16 protein-coding genes and 6 tRNA genes are annotated in these 16,536 nt (G+C 49.7%); 13 read left to right on the top strand and 9 right to left on the bottom strand.

Going from position 1 to position 16,536, the window contains the following annotated elements; genetic code table 11:
• Window positions 1-106 precede the first annotated feature (106 nt).
• From ABID13_RS18580 to ABID13_RS18550, 7 genes are all read left to right on the top strand, one after another.
• Window positions 107-180: transfer RNA gene (locus ABID13_RS18580), tRNA-Asp, on the top strand.
• A gap of 36 nt (window positions 181-216) precedes the next feature.
• A tRNA-Val gene (locus ABID13_RS18575) sits at window positions 217-289 on the top strand.
• A 43-nt stretch (window positions 290-332) separates the two neighbouring features.
• Window positions 333-414: transfer RNA gene (locus ABID13_RS18570), tRNA-Tyr, on the top strand.
• 52 nt (window positions 415-466) lie between these two features.
• Window positions 467-540: transfer RNA gene (locus tag ABID13_RS18565), tRNA-Met, on the top strand.
• Between the two features lie 27 nt (window positions 541-567).
• Window positions 568-640, top strand: a tRNA-Lys gene (locus ABID13_RS18560).
• A 6-nt stretch (window positions 641-646) separates the two neighbouring features.
• A tRNA-Phe gene (locus ABID13_RS18555) sits at window positions 647-719 on the top strand.
• Window positions 720-891: 172 nt separating this feature from the next.
• Entirely contained in the window at window positions 892-2,691 is a 1,800-nt protein-coding gene (locus ABID13_RS18550; protein ID WP_048931081.1) for a hypothetical protein, read from the top strand.
• A gap of 6 nt (window positions 2,692-2,697) precedes the next feature.
• Here ABID13_RS18550 and ABID13_RS18545 read toward each other — a convergent pair whose 3' ends face one another.
• From ABID13_RS18545 to ABID13_RS18515, 7 genes are all read right to left on the bottom strand, one after another.
• A complete protein-coding gene (locus tag ABID13_RS18545; protein WP_082174006.1) occupies window positions 2,698-3,624 on the bottom strand; it encodes an alpha/beta hydrolase in 927 nt (308 codons plus the stop codon).
• Window positions 3,625-3,738: 114 nt separating this feature from the next.
• The gene (locus ABID13_RS18540) at window positions 3,739-3,981 is read right to left on the bottom strand and encodes a hypothetical protein (protein WP_007870724.1); all 243 of its coding nucleotides are present in this window, start codon (window positions 3,979-3,981) and stop codon (window positions 3,739-3,741) included.
• Entirely contained in the window at window positions 3,978-4,391 is a 414-nt protein-coding gene (locus ABID13_RS18535) for a DUF3842 family protein (protein ID WP_007870711.1), read from the bottom strand. Before ABID13_RS18535 ends, ABID13_RS18540 begins: the two co-directional genes overlap by 4 nt.
• Window positions 4,392-4,608: 217 nt before the next feature.
• Entirely contained in the window at window positions 4,609-5,832 is a 1,224-nt protein-coding gene (locus ABID13_RS18530) for an FAD-dependent oxidoreductase (RefSeq protein ID WP_007870709.1), read from the bottom strand.
• Between the two features lie 171 nt (window positions 5,833-6,003).
• Window positions 6,004-6,552, bottom strand: a complete 549-nt coding sequence (locus ABID13_RS18525; protein WP_007870708.1) for a YeeE/YedE thiosulfate transporter family protein — start codon at window positions 6,550-6,552, stop codon at window positions 6,004-6,006.
• Between the two features lie 19 nt (window positions 6,553-6,571).
• Complete coding sequence (locus tag ABID13_RS18520) at window positions 6,572-6,799, bottom strand: sulfurtransferase TusA family protein (RefSeq protein WP_007870707.1); 228 nt, start codon at window positions 6,797-6,799, stop codon at window positions 6,572-6,574.
• A 28-nt stretch (window positions 6,800-6,827) separates the two neighbouring features.
• Complete coding sequence (locus ABID13_RS18515) at window positions 6,828-7,544, bottom strand: YeeE/YedE thiosulfate transporter family protein (RefSeq protein ID WP_007870704.1); 717 nt, start codon at window positions 7,542-7,544, stop codon at window positions 6,828-6,830.
• 220 nt (window positions 7,545-7,764) lie between these two features.
• On the opposite strand from ABID13_RS18515, the gene ABID13_RS18510 reads away from it, so the two are divergent.
• Entirely contained in the window at window positions 7,765-8,664 is a 900-nt protein-coding gene (locus tag ABID13_RS18510) for a LysR family transcriptional regulator (protein WP_007870694.1), read from the top strand.
• 6 nt (window positions 8,665-8,670) lie between these two features.
• On the opposite strand, the gene ABID13_RS18505 is transcribed toward ABID13_RS18510, so the two are convergent.
• On the bottom strand, window positions 8,671-8,886 hold the full coding sequence (locus ABID13_RS18505) for a sulfurtransferase TusA family protein (protein ID WP_007870692.1): 216 nt from the start codon (window positions 8,884-8,886) through the stop codon (window positions 8,671-8,673).
• A 139-nt stretch (window positions 8,887-9,025) separates the two neighbouring features.
• On the opposite strand from ABID13_RS18505, the gene ABID13_RS18500 reads away from it, so the two are divergent.
• Genes ABID13_RS18500 through ABID13_RS18480 form a run of 5 tightly spaced genes read left to right on the top strand, consistent with a single transcriptional unit; the run spans window position 9,026 to window position 14,847 of the window.
• Window positions 9,026-10,174: an aminotransferase class V-fold PLP-dependent enzyme gene (locus ABID13_RS18500; RefSeq protein WP_007870690.1), complete on the top strand. Its 1,149-nt coding sequence runs from the start codon at window positions 9,026-9,028 to the stop codon at window positions 10,172-10,174.
• A 31-nt stretch (window positions 10,175-10,205) separates the two neighbouring features.
• A complete protein-coding gene (locus ABID13_RS18495) occupies window positions 10,206-12,296 on the top strand; it encodes a glycosyltransferase (protein ID WP_048931078.1) in 2,091 nt (696 codons plus the stop codon).
• A gap of 24 nt (window positions 12,297-12,320) precedes the next feature.
• Window positions 12,321-13,295 carry an ABC transporter substrate-binding protein gene (locus ABID13_RS18490; RefSeq protein WP_007870678.1) on the top strand — a complete coding sequence of 325 codons (975 nt, stop codon included), beginning with the start codon at window positions 12,321-12,323 and terminating at the stop codon, window positions 13,293-13,295.
• Window positions 13,296-13,323: 28 nt separating this feature from the next.
• Window positions 13,324-14,100 (top strand): ABC transporter permease, encoded by a 777-nt coding sequence (locus tag ABID13_RS18485; protein ID WP_007870677.1) that lies wholly within the window; start codon window positions 13,324-13,326, stop codon window positions 14,098-14,100.
• Window positions 14,101-14,127: 27 nt separating this feature from the next.
• A complete protein-coding gene (locus ABID13_RS18480; protein WP_007870676.1) occupies window positions 14,128-14,847 on the top strand; it encodes an ABC transporter ATP-binding protein in 720 nt (239 codons plus the stop codon).
• A 5-nt stretch (window positions 14,848-14,852) separates the two neighbouring features.
• On the opposite strand, the gene ABID13_RS18475 is transcribed toward ABID13_RS18480, so the two are convergent.
• Window positions 14,853-16,430: a glycosyltransferase family 39 protein gene (locus ABID13_RS18475; protein WP_082174005.1), complete on the bottom strand. Its 1,578-nt coding sequence runs from the start codon at window positions 16,428-16,430 to the stop codon at window positions 14,853-14,855.
• Window positions 16,431-16,536 lie beyond the last annotated feature (106 nt).

Genomic DNA, 16,536 nt, shown 5'->3' with positions numbered 1-16,536 from the left:
ACTAATACTAATCGGTCGAGGGCTTAACCAAAAGGTTTAGGGAAAAGAAGGAAGTTTCAATTCGGTTTTCAATATGTGGTTTTGAAGGTATGTATATGCCTTTAATGGCCCGGTGGCTCAGCTGGTTAGAGCGCCGCCCTGTCACGGCGGAGGTCGACGGTTCGAACCCGTTCCGGGTCGTTTTTCTTTCATATACACGCTGAAGAAAATACCTATGGGGTCTTAGCTCAGCTGGGAGAGCATCTGCCTTACAAGCAGAGGGTCACAGGTTCGAGCCCTGTAGGCCCCACTAACGTATTTTTCTTAGAAATGTGTATATACTAACTTAATAAGGGCGAATTCCCGAGTGGCCAAAGGGGACAGACTGTAAATCTGCTGGCAATGCCTTCGGTGGTTCGAATCCACCTTCGCCCATTTAAAATGTTTCTTGACAAAACATTTTAAAACATTTATAATTATATATTAGCGCGGGGTGGAGCAGTCTGGAAGCTCGTCGGGCTCATAACCCGAAGGTCGTAGGTTCAAATCCTGCCCCCGCAATTTTTTTTGCAAAAACTTAAAAACTCTGGGCGTGTAGCTCAGTCGGTAGAGCACTTGACTTTTAATCAAGTTGTCCCGGGTTCGAACCCCGGCACGCTCATCAGATGCCCAGATAGCTCAGTTGGTAGAGCAGAGGACTGAAAATCCTCGTGTCGCTGGTTCGATTCCGGCTCTGGGCACGCAGCACTTATCCTTTATGGGTGGGTGCTTTTTTTGTTTTTTGTATTATTGTAAGATTTCCTTCATTGTAAAACAAAGCGAAGTCTGATACTATAATTATGTTTCAACATTTAAAAGTATTTTTGAATAGAACAAATGGCAATGAAACAAAAGAGACCAGAGGAAAATCAGATGAACAGACAACGTAAAAAGAAAGAGTCGGCAGTTAAGATGATATTTCTGATTCTCATAGCTGTTTTGGTTATGACAGCCGCCATCTATGTGGTGGTCAGAGTATTTGGTAAGATCAGCTCCGATTATAAGGAACTGGATTTTTCAAAGGCTGAGGAGACGACCCACATTGAGATTGATACGGACGAGGGTCCAAAAGCAGGATGGTATGAGACAGATGAGGGGTGGAGGTATTATCTGGATGAAAAGAATTTTGTTACAGATGCGTGGAAAGAGATTGGAGGATATCTGTACCATTTCGGTGAAGACGGTTTTATGATCACAGGGGAATGGAAACAGGAGGGACAGATATTTACATTCCATGATACAAAGGGTTATTTAAAGAAGATCGGGACGGATCTGGATTATGTGCCGGAGAGCACGGGAGAGAACCTGGACAGTTTGGTGCGCACCAATGCCTTCTGGTGCTTTTTAAAAGATGAAGAGGGGACAGGTCTTTTTAAGACCATCATGTACCGCAGGACAGTTGAGAATAAGATCATGGTGCTGGGGGGAGAATCGGCGCCAGAACGCACTACAAAGAATTCTATGAGAGCTTACGGCGATTACGTATATTTCCTGCCTAAGGTCAAAGAAAGCCAGCTGTCACGTCTCAGTGAGGCTGAGAAGGGACTTTGTAATAAATTGTTCCGCATGATGCCGGGAAGGAATACAAAGGAGCTGATTGCAGAGAACGTAGAAGGGTATCTGGTCCTGGATGATATTATTTATTATTCCCAGGGAGGGAAGATCCTTTCCGCCACCTCGGGTACGGAAATGGCAACCGGTGAAGCCAGGTATTCTGTGGTCATTAAGGATGACAGCTGTTATCTGGTGGATGAGATAGGCAATCCGGCTGTGGCTGAAAGCGGAAACAGTGTGAATGTTGGGGACCGTATCTACAGGATCGAGGAAGACGGCCTGATCAAATATGTAAAACATGGACAGCTGACCATTGACGGCAAAACATATTATCTGGGAGGAAGCGGTACGAATACATCTGTGAATGTGAAGCAGGATGGAAGGGATACGGGGATTATCAAGGAAACCTATGGTGTACAAAGTTACTGTATTGTGGATAACCAGATCTATTACAGCAGTTATGTGGAAAAAACAGCCAGCGGAGAGTGGTACAGTCAGATATTCAAGACAGACATGGATGGGCAGAATAAGCAGGCTGTATCGGAGCGTTTCCCGGGAGTGATGCAGAATATGTATTACTATGAGGATGAGGGCCAGATCTATGGGGAATACCATCCTGCAATCTGGAAACAGGCATATGGTGTGGCTGCCGTTATTTCCCGCGATGGAAATATTTACAGGATCAATGACAGTTCCGCCAGAACAGGAAAGCATGTGGATGGCAATGACATGCTGGAGATCGTGATGGCCAGGGACGGTAAAGTCATCTGTTTGTGGCATGACTGTGACTGGAACAGAAGCAGCGGGATCACCAGCGTGCTTTGGAGTAAGGCTATTGAGTTAAACAGCGGGGATCGGGTACTTATTGATATGGCGGCCGGTACCGCACCGGAGGAAAGCAGTGCTACGGAGGAGACGGACGCAATTGTACAGCCCATTATTACTCCGCCATCCGACATATCACCATCCAATACCCCCACGGTGGCGCCTGTTAATCCCTCCATAAATAATGACCCGCTTATCAGCACGGATAAGCCGGGTCAGGAGACACTTCCCACGCCAACGGTTCCTCCTGTTTCAGAGCCTTCGGGCAATGTGCAGATTATACCCATTGGGTAGGATTGTTTATATATAGCTGTTGATAAATTGGAATACCTTGTTCCAGTATGCTGGGCCGCCAACCATGGCAGATCTTACATGGACGGCGCCTTCTACTGCAAGGTATTCCTTTTCGCTTTTACACGCATCATAGAGCATTCTGCACATTTCAAAGGGGACAAACCGGTCCTCTGTTCCATGGATGAACAGTATGGGGAGTTTTGTCCTGGACACGCTTTTCAGGGCATCAGCTTCCTTTAACCCGTAACCGGCTTTCAGACGGGTCATCAGGCCCGCGCAGGTGAGGGCGGGAAATGCAGGAAGGTGGAACTGGGCTTTTAACTGGTATTTCAGGACATCCCATGCAGATGTGTATCCGCAGTCCTCCATCGCAGCCTTTACATGATCAGGGAGTGGTTCCCCTGCAGCCATCATTACGGCGGCAGCACCCATGGATACGCCGTAAAGGACGATCTTAGCACGGGAATCCTGACGGATGATCCAATATATCCAGTTTATAATATCCAGGCGGTCATGCCAGCCCATTCCCACATAAGTGCCCTGGCTTTTTCCATGTCCCCTGGCATCGGGCAGGAGAAGATGAAAACCCTGTCTGTAAAATGCAAGGGCTTCCTCATGAAACCACAGACCCGAGTCGTCATAGCCATGTACCAGAATGGCCCAGCGGTCTGTATCCTGGGAGGATCCTTTTTGTGTGCACAGGTATCCGTGGAGTTTTAGGTGGTCAAAGGATAGAATTTCCACATCCTGGTACTGCTCCCTAAGCTTTTTGCTTTTCTCCAGGTCCAGGGGGTGTCTTTGGGGAACCGGATTGGCGTGGGGAGAAGGCTTTAAAAGCCCGGATTTGTCTGTATGTGCATCTAGGGCCATATGGTACAGGCATGTACCTGTGATCAGGCAGGCAGCGCCTGCAGTCAGGGACGTTGCCAGCAATGATTTGGCCGCCTGGGATTTCCTGTGTTTTTGAAACTGCTTTATGTTCCATACCCCCTTTGTTTGCCGGCGGTTTGATTGGTATAGGGTACCAGGTTTGATTGGTACAGGGTATTAGTCAGGCTCATCCTCATCAAAGTCCACGATCACGTAGAATCCCCTGGAATTTTCACGGATATCCTTTACAATGCCGTATTCGGATTTGATGCGGTAGCGTGCGGCAAAACAGCCGGACATGGCCACTGCCGGGTCAATGATATAACTGTAGCTGCTGGTACCCTCGCGCTCAATGATCCTAACCTTGTCGCCTTTGTTTACAAGGCCCTGGCGTTCCATTTTAAATTCTATGGTCCTCATTTGGAATTCACTTCCTTTCCAACCTCATCACAAACCATATTGATATAATCGGATAAGGTACTGTTCTGACAGCCGACAATATAGTGATTGCAGCGGTTAACCGGAATCAGTATCTTATATGCGCTGCTGGACCCTATGGCTGTGGCCATGGCAGGGGTGATCTCGCCTAACAGGGAATTGGCCATGACAATGCCGATGGGACCTATAATGATATTGGCATCATGGGAATTTACGATCACTGGATTTTCACCCGTGGCTCCGTAAGTGGCCCCTGCCTTCAGCATGGCGGATGTGGCAATGCTGTTGGTGCCTATGGCATAGGTCTCCAGATCAGGAAAACGCTTTTTCAACTGCTCGATCACGGATTTTCCCATTTTGCCGCCCTGGCCGTCTATGATTACAATTTTCATGGTGTCACCTTCTTTTGTATTATGTTTTGCCCGAATGATAACAGGCTTTCTGAGGATATATTTTAACAGAAATAAGAAGGAAAGTAAATGTTATCCACAATTTGAACGGTATTTTACTCACACCGGTGGAAAAGTTATAAAAACAGCCCTGGATCTGTGTGCGGGAATAAGGGATCCGCAGGGCAGAGAGGGCTGTATGGGTTTATATGTGGTAATACTATAAAGCAGCTTTAAGCGCTTCTTTTGTAATGTCCTCCGTAAGGACTCCTGCAAGTTTGCCGTCCTTGATAAATGCTACGCTGGGGACCGTGGTAATGCCCAGGCGGTTGGCAATGCCGGCAGATTTATAAATGTCCACCTTGGTCACCTTAACACTCCGGCCGTGTTCCTGCTCAAATTCCTCAATGACGGGCAGAAGGCCGCGGCTGGCAGTTTCTACCGCGTTCCAGATGTACACAAGGCCCGGAAGGGACGGGTCCATGATCTGATTTTCAAATATTTCGCTTTCTGCAAGGTATTTCTCAGCTGCATATCCTGCAATTGCACCATCGCCCACCGCGGTGGCCACCTGCTTTAAGAATTTGTCGCGCACATCCCCTGCTGCAAATACGCCGGGCATATTTGTTTCCATCTTCTCATTGGTAAGCACATAACCGGAGCGGTTCATGTCAATGATACCCTTAAAAATTTCAGTGTTTGGAACATAGCCGATAAACAGGAAACAGGTGTCCACAGGCACATCGATTATTTCGCTGGTCTTTAAGTTTTTCAGCGCCACGCTGTGAAGGTGTTCCTCATCGCCTCTGAATTCCTCAGGCAGGGTATTCCAGATAAACTCCATCTTGGGATTGGCCAGGGCTTCCTCCCTTGCAATCTCATTGCAGTCCATCTTTCCTTCCTCATGCATGACGCTGACGATCACCTTGCTGGCAAATTTGGTCAGGAACATGCCTTCCTCTATGGCCGCGTCACCGGAACCAATGACCATTACGGTTTTACCTGTGTTGGCAGCCGCGTCACAGGTTGCGCAGAAGGAAATTCCCTTGTCATAGAGGAATTTGTCCTCACCCGGCGCCCCTGTAAGCCTTGGTTTTCCGCCGCTGGCAATGATGACGCTGCGGCATTCATAGTTGGTGCGGAAGGTTTCCACCACCTTAGTGTCCCCTTCCAGCTGTACGGCGCGCACATCGGTGAGCTTAAATTTTACGCCGAATTTTTTAGCCTGCTTGTGGAACAGCTCCATCAGGCCAAGGCCGGTGCTGCCCTCGGGAAATCCCGGATAGTTTTCAATCTCATTGGTGTATGTGGCCAGTCCGCCTACCAGCGCTTTTTCAATTACCAGGGTCTTTAAACGGGCGCGCCCGCAGTAAATGGCAGCGGTGAGACCGGCTGCACCTCCTCCTATAATCACAACGTCATATTGTTCAGTCTTTTTTTCCAATGTTAAAACCTGCCTTTCAAATAAGATCGCCCAACTGGTCATGAATGAGATCATAAACCGAAAAGGCGTAAAATGCGTAATGAAATACAGACACAAAATATAGCTGCTTTTTCTACATTCTGTGTCTGCATTGATGTCCCCATATTTTAAGGTTTTGGGTTATCCCGTTATTTACATGAAGAATTTTGCCAGCAGCTTGCTTCCTATAAATGCCCCGATAAAAAGAAAGAACGCAAATACCCAGCCGGATACAGACATGGAGCCAATGGCTGAAAACAGCGCTCCGATATTGCATCCTCCGGCGAGACGGGCGCCATAACCCATGAGAAGCCCTCCAAGGGTTGCGGCAATTACCTGTTTTAAGGATTTGATCTTCTTAAATTTAAACTGGGATGCCAGCAGGGCCGCTGCCAGGGCTCCCGCGATGATGCCGAAATTCTGCCAGGAGCCGGGATGGTTCATGATCCCTGCGTTTAATGTGCTCTGGGCACCTTCAGAGGAAAAGTAATACCATTTATCCACGTTCCCGCCTACCAGCCGGTACAGCCATGCGCCCCAGTTGGCAAAGATCCCTGACACTCCCCAGGGAGAGCCGGTGGATGCAAACATGGCGATCTGGAAAATGGATAACAGGACAGCGCCGGTTACATATGTAAATGGATTTTTGAAAATTTGTTTGTAATATGGGTTAGAACTTAATTTATCCCAAAAAGCTTTCAAAATACCACCTGTATCCTTTCTATTTTGTCTTTTCGATCACAATCTCCCACTCACCGTCATCCACTTCCTCGATTTCAACGTTATATCCCTGATTTCTTGCCCACTCGGGAACATTTTTCATTGCGCAGCTGTGGTCGATCTGTGCAACCAGAACATCACCAACCGCCATTTTTTCAATCTGTTTCTGAACCTTCATTAAAGGTACGGGGCAAGCCTCGCCTAAACAATCAATTGTAAATTCTGCCATAATAATCTCCTTTCATGAACACAGGGCCTTAGTCCTCTGTGTTTCCCATACGTTTTTTTTCGTACAAATCAGCTGCAATGTAGAGCAGCCCGATGATCACTAACTGTAAGACCACTGCGCCCGCCCATCCGAACACATCCGGAAGAAAGATCCTGGGAGCAGTCGCAATAAAATTCTCGGTCCACCATCCCATGTGGCCCGCGCCAATGAGGGAACCGATGACAAAGAACAAAAGACTTAACATCTGCATGGCAAATCCTTCGCCGACACGCATCAGGGTTCCGGATGCACAGCCGCCGGCAATGACCATACCGACCCCGAACATAATGCCTCCAACTGCTGTTGCAAGGCTGATGGGCATGATGTAGCTCTGGCCTGGGATTTCCTGGCCATTTACAAATGCGCCGTATTTAATTGCTGTAAATCCAATCGTGGTAATAGCGAATGCAATGAGCACCGCCCGGGTGATGGATGTGGAGCCGGTTATACAGGGGTCCCTTAGCGAGGCGGTAAAACAAAATCGGGACTTCTGCAGGATAAAACCGAAACAACAGCCAAATGCCCAGTATAGTGCAAGTGTGCCATTCTTGAGACCTAGAAGCAGGCCGATGATGATCATGGCCAGCAGCACGCCAAAGCCAATGGGAAGCTGGTTTTTCTTTTTCTTCCTTGGCCGGGAACTGCCCGAGCTTCCGGAACTGCGCCGGATGCTGCTTCCAGTTGTCTCAGTTGCATTATTCTGCATTCAATGCACCTCCTTTTTGTATAGATTTGAGGATCAGAACGCTTATCTACAGATTTCATTATAGCACATTGATAAAAATTTCACTATTTTAAATTCTTATACTGTATAAGATTTTGCTATAAGCAGATGCAATAGCTGATATTGTGTTTTTTTTAACATACATATATAATAGTAAATGAGAGCGCGTGTAAACCGGTTTCCGTATGGGGGAATGAATAATATGTTGATAGAACAGATAATCATGTTTGATCGGATCGCAAGAGAAAAGAGCATTTCCAAGGCTGCATCGGCCAGCCATATATCCCAGCCTGCCCTGAGCCAGCAGATGCAGAGGCTGGAGGAGGAACTGGGGGTTAAACTGTTTGAAAGGTCCAATCGGGGAATCACCCTTACAAAGGCCGGGGAAGTAATGAATAAATATTCGGCCCAGTTTCTGGAAACCTATTCGGATTTAAGGGAAGAGCTTGATAATCTTCAGACATACAGCGGAACATTCAGGATTGCAGCCACCCCGGTGGCATGCAACTATGCCCTTCCCTGCTGTCTTTACAAGGTAAACCACAAATATCCCAACTATTCCTTCAGCCTGAATTCCGTCTCCTCCAATGAGGTGATACACAGGATCGAGAGGGGGCAGGCAGACCTGGGATTTATCGTGGGTAAGATCCAGGAGGAAAAGATTGTGTGCAGCCCTGCGTTCAGCGATAAAATCTGCCTGGTGGCCAGCCACGGGTTTCACATACCGGACCGGGTCACCCTGGATAACCTGAAGCGGATCCCCATGGTGATGCTCAATGAGCAGTTCAGTTCCTACCGTCTGCTGAGGCAGTATCTGGACCAGCAGGGGCATCCGGTAGAGAAATTTAAGGTCATGTTCCAGCTGGATTCCACGGAGTCGGTAAAGAGCACGGTAATGGCAGGCCACGGCGTAGCCTTCCTGCCCTATATTACCATCAAAAAAGAAGTGTACCAAAAGCAGATCAAGATCATTCCGGTGACGGATTTTGATCTGAATTATGATGTGTATTCCATATACCATATGCATGAAGCCAAAGAGAACCAGACATTGGAGGAGATCGTTAAGTATTTTATCTCCATTGTAAGCAAAAGTATCTGCTGATGCAGATCAGTTTTCTATGTACAGCTCCCAGATCCCGTTCATGGGTTCTACCACATGGATTTGAAGCTTCTGCTTCCTGCAGTAGTCAGAGATGGATTCCACCACGCAGCTGTGGTCTGTGACCAGCTTTAACTGCCCGCCTTTTTCCTTGATCTGTTTGCATTGTTTTAGTTTCATGATAGGGATGGGGCACATGTCGCCCAGGCAATCCAGTTCGTACATACAGGCGTCCTCCTTTTGGGGTTCGTGTGCTCCCGTAAAGTCAGCCGCGAAGATGGGGCCGATGAATCTATGGGAGTGCACATTATAGGGATTGATAACAGTTTATCACAATTTTACAGCGTATAAAAGGGGGATTGGCATGAAAGTAAACTTCTATGGGCGTTGTCACGGGGAAGCAGAAAGCAGGTATGTTAATAACTGTCTGTCCTCTGACCTGGAGACAGATGGTTTTATTATGAACATGGTTATAAATAAATGGAATATGCTGTTTCCGGGGACCAATCCCCTTTTTACAACCAGCTGCACTACTGCCCTGGAAACAGCGGTGGGATGCCTGGGGTTAAAACAGGGGGACGAGGTGATCCTGCCCTCTTTTAATTTCCCCTCGGCGGCCAATGCCGTGCTTTTACACGGAGGAGTTCCTGTGTTCTGCGACATTGATCAGGAAACCCAGAACATATCTGTCAGGGATATGGCGAGAAAGATCGGACCAAGGACCAGAGCCGTGGTGGCGGTCCACTATGCAGGGGTATCCTGTCCCATGGAAGAACTTTTGGCAGCTGCCGGGGATGCAGGGATCGCCCTGATAGAGGACGCTGCACAGGGAATCGGAGCCTTCTATACAGGACGGGACGATCAGAGGCACGCACTTGGCACAATGGGGGATTTTGGGGCAATAAGCTTTCACCACACAAAGAATCTCACCTGCGGGGAAGGCGGTGTTTTGATGACAGGGGACCAGAAATTGTATGAAAAAGCCGGACAGTACAGGCTCCATGGGACCAACCGGTCCATGTATCTGCGGGGAGAGGTGGACCGTTATACCTGGAACATGCCTGGGTCATGTACGGCCATGGGAGAGCTGCCTGCAGCCATGCTGGCCTCCCAGCTGGAGATACTTGAAAGGGTTACCTTAAAGCGCAGGGAGATCGCACAGGGGTATAGGGAACGGCTTACGGCGCTGGATAAAGGCGGGACCATACGCCTTATGGGGATCCCGAAGTATGCCGGGTACAACGGCCACATTTTCTATCTCAGGTTTGAACATGAAAGGCAGAGAAACCTTGTAAGGGAGTTCCTTTTAAAAAACGGAGTTGAGTGCAGGACCCACTACGTACCTCTCCATATGTCTCCCCAGGGCGCAGCCATGGGATATAAAGAGCAGGATCTAAAAGAATCTGCCAAGTGTTCCTGTACACTGCTCCGCCTGCCGATTCATGGGCTGATGACCATGGAACAGGTGGAATATACAACCGATATGGTGATACGGGCGTGCACAGGACATTAAGCCCCAAGGGCAGAAGGGAAAGGCAAGAAATATGGCATATGATTTGGGAATTGTGATACCGGTCTACCGGTCCCGCGAATCGGTGAAAAAGCTGGTATTGGAGCTTGAAAAGACGTTCCTTCCGGATATCAAGATACGGATCTGCCTGGTGGATGACAGCAATGACGAAGATACGGCCCGGTATCTGATGGAGAACTGCCTGAGGCCCGAGGTGACCCTGGCGATGCTGGACGGAAATTTCGGACAACAGGCAGCCATCCTGTGCGGACTGAGACATGTGGGGCCCTGCCGGACCTATGGAACCATAGATGACGATCTGGAACAGCCGCCGCGGATGCTTAGAAAGCTGTACGGGCAGGTGGCGGATGGGAAATGTGATCTGGCCTATGGGATACCGGCTTATAAGATATCGGATCACAAGATGCTGCATCATGGGCGGGATCATGATGTTTCCAAAGGCAGGAAGAGGAACGGACGTCCTGTATACCGAAGGGTGGGGAGCGGGATGAGGGATCTGCTGTTCTCACGCCTGATCGGAGCGCCGCGGGGAATGAAGGTCAGCAGCCTCAGAGTCATGACGGCGCAAGTTGTAAAGGATGCCCTGGCCATGAAGCCCCGGGGATTTTTTTATCTGTCGGCCGCTGCTTTAAAAAGCGCGGAAATAAAGGGCAGGAAACTAAAGGTGGAAAACCTGTATTACACACCGGGCAGAAGACAATATGGCTTCAGCGGATATAATTTGGGAAAGCTGCTGCGGCTGTATGGAAATATTGCATGGTATTACGGACTGGACCGGGGCGGAAAGGGACTCGGACAGGATGAGAAGGAATGCGGACAAGGCGGAAATGGGCGCAGACAGACGGTTTACAGGATCAGGGACCTGATACGCCCTGAAAAGCTTTTGATGCTGGGAGGATCCAACTGTCAGCTTCACGGTGCCCAGAGGGCCAGGTCCATGGGAGTGGACACGGTTCTGGCTGATTATACCAAGAATCCCCTGGCAGCGTCTGTCTGCGGCGTGCATGAGAAGATAAGTACCTTTGATGTGCAGGCATGCATCAGGGCTGCGAAGAGGTACGGGGTGACAGGGGTCATGACCATGGGCACGGACCAGCCTGTTTATACGTGCGCATGTATCAGCAGGGAGCTGGGGCTGCCCGGTCTGCTGACAGTGGAGCAGGCGTATTCGGTCACAAATAAAAAGCAGATGAAACAGATCCTTTCACAGGCGGGGATCCCCACAGCCAGGTACAGGCTGGTGGACAGGAGTACCGGGGAGAAGGAGCTTAAGGGACTTAAGACGCCTCTGGTTATTAAACCTTTGGATTCCCAGGGACAGAGAGGGATCTATAAGTTAGATACGCCTCTGGAGGTAATGGAACATCTGGAGCATACCCTGTCATTTTCCCGATGCAGTCAGGCGCTGGCGGAGGAATTCTATGAAAGTGACGAGGTGACGGTAAGCGGGTGGATCAAAGACGGCAGGCTTCATATCCTTACGGTCACGGACCGGCTGCTGTATCCGGACCAGACCCATATAGGGGTCTGTACAGGGCACAGGTTTCCCTCCGTGCACATGGATCTGTATGAGGAGATAGAGGACATAAGCAAAAGGGTGGCAGATGCCTTTGAACTGGAGAACGGGCCGTTTTACCTGCAGATCCTAATTGGGGCTGAGGGAATAAAGGTGAATGAACTGGCAGCCAGGATCGGAGGGGCGTTTGAGGATGTGTTCATCCCATGGGTAAGCGGGTTTGATATTCTGGGAGCCGTGATGGACAGCGCAATGGGGCGCCGGGATCAGGTCCAAGTCCCGGATGGGTACAGGGCGGACCGCCGGGAAGGGTGTGTGGCGGTACAGCTGCTATTTTGCAGGCCGGGAACGATCGGCCATATCACGCCTGTTAAGGATATACTTGCCCTGCCCTATGTGCTGGACGCGGGATACAATTATAAAATAGGTCAGGAGATCCCGGTCATGGAAAATGCAACGGCCCGTTTTGGACACTGTGTGATCTGCGGCACAAAAGAGAATATCCGGGAAAGGGTGGATGATTTTTACAGGCGCCTGTCTGTTAAGTCTCAGTCAGGGGAAGAAATGATATGCAGATTTTATCCATAAAGCGCAGGGAAAGGAAGGACATCATTGAGGAACAGCAGCAGAAAGAAAAACAAGGTTTATATAACAGCCCTTTTGGCTTTTTGTACGGCGGTATTTTTATCAGCGGGATGTAAAAAACAGGAACAGGAATCCATTGGGATCGCAGAACAGTTTGGAATCGCATACGCCCCCCTTCAGATTATGAAGGAAAAGGGATTTCTGGAGCGCAGGCTTCCTGGCGTACAGATCAACTGGAAGCAATTCGGCGGACCTACGGGGATCCGGGAGGGGATGCTTAACGGGGAGATCGATTTTGGATTCATGGGAGTGTCCCCGGTTCTGATCGGAATTGACAATGGAATGAAGTGGCGCTATGCAGCGGGACTGAGCTCTAATGAGGTGGCCATTGTCACTTCCAGACAAGAGGTCAGGTCCCTCAGGGACATGACAAAGGAGGACCGCATTGCCATTCTTTCTCCGGCCTGCACACAGCATGTACTGCTTTGCATGCTGGCAGAGGAACAGCTGGGGGATGCCCATGCCCTGGACAGCCAGCTGGTGTCCATGAGCCATCCGGATTCGGTCAATGCCCTGCTTTCAGGAACGGAGATTACAGCCCATGTATCCACGCCCCCTTACATTTCCCAGGAGGTGGACGGAGGGGGAACTGTGGTGGCTACAGGGGAGGATATCATGGGTGAACCATTTACCTTTATCTCCTGTGTGGCCATGGAGGATTTTTATAAGGACCACAGGGATTACTATGACGCGTTCCAGGAGGCTCTAAAGGAGTCTGTGGATTTTATCAATGAAAATCCACAGGAGTCGGTCCGGCTTTTGGCGCCTGTGTATGGGATAACCCAGGAAGAGCTCAGCCGTCAGATGGGGTATCATGGGACCATCTACTCCACTGATCTAAACGGTGTGGCGCGCTTTAGCCAGCGGATGGCGGAGATGGGATTTATCAGCCAGGCCAGGCCCATGGACGAGCTGGTATTTGACAACGTGGTGTATCGGTGACATATCTCAGTGCATAAGGAGTTACACAATGAAAATGAGAAACAAATGGCTGGAGCGCATGGGCTGGATCATGGTATTTCTGGTTTTATGGGAGGGGAGCGTGAAACTATTTCACGTATCCCCGCTGTTATTTCCGTCCGTGGAGGAAGTGATGCGCACCCTGTATGAGGGTGCGGTCCATGGGGATCTGATCTGGCAGAGCATATATTCCGTGGGGATCATTGGATGGTCCCTGGTGATCAGCGGAGTGCTGGCAGTGGTACTGGCGCTTTTGTCCACCTGGTCCAACGTAATGGAAAGCCTGATAGACACCCTCACTGCCCTGGCCCATCCTTTGCCCGGACTGGCGCTTCTTCCCCTGATCATCATGTGGTTTGGCACGGGAAGCGGTGCGGTCACTGCCATTGTGGTCCATTCCGCCCTGTGGCCGGTTCTGGTAAACCTGCTCAGCGGTTTCCGGTCCATGCCTTCTATTTATGAGGACATAGGCAGAAGCCTTTCCATGTCCACGGCTGCCATTACACTGGAGATACGCCTGCGCGCATCCATGGCATATCTCATATCCGGCCTGAAGATAGGCTGGGCCAGGGGATGGAGGGCATTTATCAGTGCGGAGATGGTATTTGGCGCAGTGGGGGAAAAAGGGGGAATCGGGTGGTACATACTGACCCAGCGCACCTTTATGAACACGGCGGGGCTGTTTGCAGGCATTATCCTGGTCATTATTGTGGGAATGCTGGTGGAGGACGTATTGTTTGGCGCAATCGAAAAGCATACCTTGGAAAAATGGGGAATGAAAGCATAATAAGGCGGATCAAAGGAGGTAGGAAAAATGCTGGAAGTCAGGAATGTTTATAAGTCCTTTGAGGTGTCCGGTACGGAGCACATGGTGTTAGACGACCTGAGTTTTACGGTTCAGGACCGGGATTTTTATATCATCCTTGGCCAAAGCGGCTGCGGAAAGAGCACGCTGCTCAGGATGATCGGGGGATTTAATAAGCCTGGCAAAGGGGAGATACTGTTGGATGGAAGGGCTGTATCAGGCCCCTCCAAGGATATGATGATGGTGTTTCAAAGCTTTGACCAGCTGTTTCCATGGTTTACCCTGAAGGGAAATCTGGTCTATGCCCTAAAAAAGGCAGGAATCTTACCTGAGGGAAATGACTATGGCCAATGTGCTGTGAGATATCTTACAATGGCTGGTCTGGAGGAGTTTCAGGACAGCTATCCCCATCAGCTTTCAGGAGGTATGAAGCAGAGGGGGGCGCTGGCCAGGGCACTTTGCTTAAGGCCCAGGCTGCTGCTGATGGACGAACCGTTTTCCAGCCTGGACTATATGACAAAACAGGGATTATATAAGAGCATAAGGGAAATGGCAGATCAGACAGAGGCAACGGTTGTGATGGTGACCCATGATATTGAGGAGGCGCTGGTCCTGGGCACCTCCATTGGGGTATTGTCCCCTGAGACAGGCCGGTTTGCAGGTGTGTGGAACAGGGGAGCGGAGGGATTTGCCCCGGAGACCAGAAATGGGCTTGAGGCATGTCTGTAGGGGATTTACGGCTCCTCAACCCTGTACACGCGGATGGATGCGTATTCTTTTGTACCCAGCAGGGAGATGATCCTGGGACCGTACATGGGATTTTCAAAAGTTCCTACCAGGGTACAGTCTGATTCGCAGTAGGACTGCAGATCCTTTATAAAGGAGGCATTTCCATAAATAACATTGTAATTAGGACGGTTTTCATAGATATAGTCCAGTTCATCCGTGAAACAGATGTACTGGATCTTATTTATTTCAAGATAGTTCTCAAGCTCCCGGCGGCTTGCCATGTAGGGCAGGTTTCTGTAGTCCCTGAGCACTCCCTGGTCAAAGTAAAATTCCGTGTTCAGATTGGCAATAACTCCGGCATCCCGGGGAACCAGCCGGCTGAGCTGTTCCAGATAGGAGTCATAGGCGGGCATGTTTATATAGGGAGTTAACTGAAGGCTGCCGTTCCACAAAAGGCCGGCCATGGCGGCGATGGACAGGAGACGTCCTGCGGGGCCAAACAAAAGCAGAAGCTGCATCACCAATATCCAGCCTAACAGGATAAAGAAAACAATGGAGGTCTGGTTATACCGCCCAATGACCACCATACCAGCCGCCAGGCCGGCCATGGCAGACAGAAGAACCCTGGTATGGCTGCACCAGGAAACCACATCCTCATCCAGGCTGCTTTTGAGAAAGAGCCATGCCAGCAGCAGGAGGATGAGGAAAATGGGAATAAGGATAAGCTCCAGCCGCAGATCCGGTATGTAATAGGTTCCGCTCTCCTGACGGAAGATACTTTTAAAGTAATATAAGAACTGGGCAATACGCCCGGATGCGCTTCGGCTCAGTTCAAATTCCTGTTCCCCGTACAGGAAGTAGTTGGGAATAAAGCGGGGGTCATAAAGAAAGCTGATCCCTATAAACAGGGCCGCAAATATACCGGTGGCGCAGGTGTAAAGAATGAGAGGACGGTTATGGGGCCGTGGACAGGAACATAACATCACAGAGCCGCAGACCGCTGCACACAGAAAGCTGTTGGGATGTATACCCACGGAAATGCCGGTGAGCGCAGCCAGGCACAGAGACTGCCTGGGGGAGGGAAGACCCTGGCATTTCAGCAGGAGAAACAGGCAGCTAAGAAGACTGATTCCCAAAAGGATCTCCTGACGGGCAAAGTGGGAGGCATAGATAAAAGACATGTCCAGGCTTACCAGGATCATAAGTCCGGCGCCTATCCATGCTCCTCCCAGCCTTTTACCTATATAATAGAGGATCAGAAGGCAGGCCAGACCGGCTGCCAGGGACAAAAGCCGGACCGAGCTGATCTCATACCCAAATAAGCGGATAAACACAGTCTGGAGGGCGTGGAACAGTATACGGACGGCGTGGGGGACCCGGGGTTTTAGGTCAAAAAAACTCTCTGTCACGCCAAATCCGCCGGCTGTCTGCATATCACGGCTTAGCCCGGCCAGCCATGCCTCATCGGAATGGACAAAGGGGAATCGGGTCAGGAAAGCGCCCGATATAAGGCCATAGAATAAAATGTATATGAGAGTGGGGATCAATTCAAATGTTTGGTGCTTGGCGTTCCGATTCATCATTGTTCCTTTCTGTACATCCGCCGGTTACCTTTGAATGTTCAACAATTATTGTTATTATTTTACCATAGCATTCCGGCATAAAAAAGCTACTATCCAATTAAATGAT

It is taken from the genome of Enterocloster citroniae (assembly GCF_040545455.1).
Classification (GTDB): domain Bacteria; phylum Bacillota; class Clostridia; order Lachnospirales; family Lachnospiraceae; genus Enterocloster; species Enterocloster citroniae.
This window is presented reverse-complemented; position numbering and strand designations above follow the sequence as displayed.

What these genes read in the sequence shown, in the direction of transcription:
- ABID13_RS18475 (WP_082174005.1), bottom strand. Translation starts at nt 16,430, where the DNA reads ATGATGAATCGGAACGCCAAGCACCAAACATTTGAATTGATCCCCACT.
- ABID13_RS18480 (WP_007870676.1), top strand. Translation starts at nt 14,128, where the DNA reads ATGCTGGAAGTCAGGAATGTTTATAAGTCCTTTGAGGTGTCCGGTACG.
- ABID13_RS18495 (WP_048931078.1), top strand. Translation starts at nt 10,206, where the DNA reads ATGGCATATGATTTGGGAATTGTGATACCGGTCTACCGGTCCCGCGAA.
- ABID13_RS18515 (WP_007870704.1), bottom strand. Translation starts at nt 7,544, where the DNA reads ATGCAGAATAATGCAACTGAGACAACTGGAAGCAGCATCCGGCGCAGT.
- ABID13_RS18485 (WP_007870677.1), top strand. Translation starts at nt 13,324, where the DNA reads ATGAAAATGAGAAACAAATGGCTGGAGCGCATGGGCTGGATCATGGTA.
- ABID13_RS18520 (WP_007870707.1), bottom strand. Translation starts at nt 6,799, where the DNA reads ATGGCAGAATTTACAATTGATTGTTTAGGCGAGGCTTGCCCCGTACCT.
- ABID13_RS18540 (WP_007870724.1), bottom strand. Translation starts at nt 3,981, where the DNA reads ATGAGGACCATAGAATTTAAAATGGAACGCCAGGGCCTTGTAAACAAA.
- ABID13_RS18550 (WP_048931081.1), top strand. Translation starts at nt 892, where the DNA reads ATGAACAGACAACGTAAAAAGAAAGAGTCGGCAGTTAAGATGATATTT.
- ABID13_RS18505 (WP_007870692.1), bottom strand. Translation starts at nt 8,886, where the DNA reads ATGTACGAACTGGATTGCCTGGGCGACATGTGCCCCATCCCTATCATG.
- ABID13_RS18535 (WP_007870711.1), bottom strand. Translation starts at nt 4,391, where the DNA reads ATGAAAATTGTAATCATAGACGGCCAGGGCGGCAAAATGGGAAAATCC.
- ABID13_RS18500 (WP_007870690.1), top strand. Translation starts at nt 9,026, where the DNA reads ATGAAAGTAAACTTCTATGGGCGTTGTCACGGGGAAGCAGAAAGCAGG.
- ABID13_RS18510 (WP_007870694.1), top strand. Translation starts at nt 7,765, where the DNA reads ATGTTGATAGAACAGATAATCATGTTTGATCGGATCGCAAGAGAAAAG.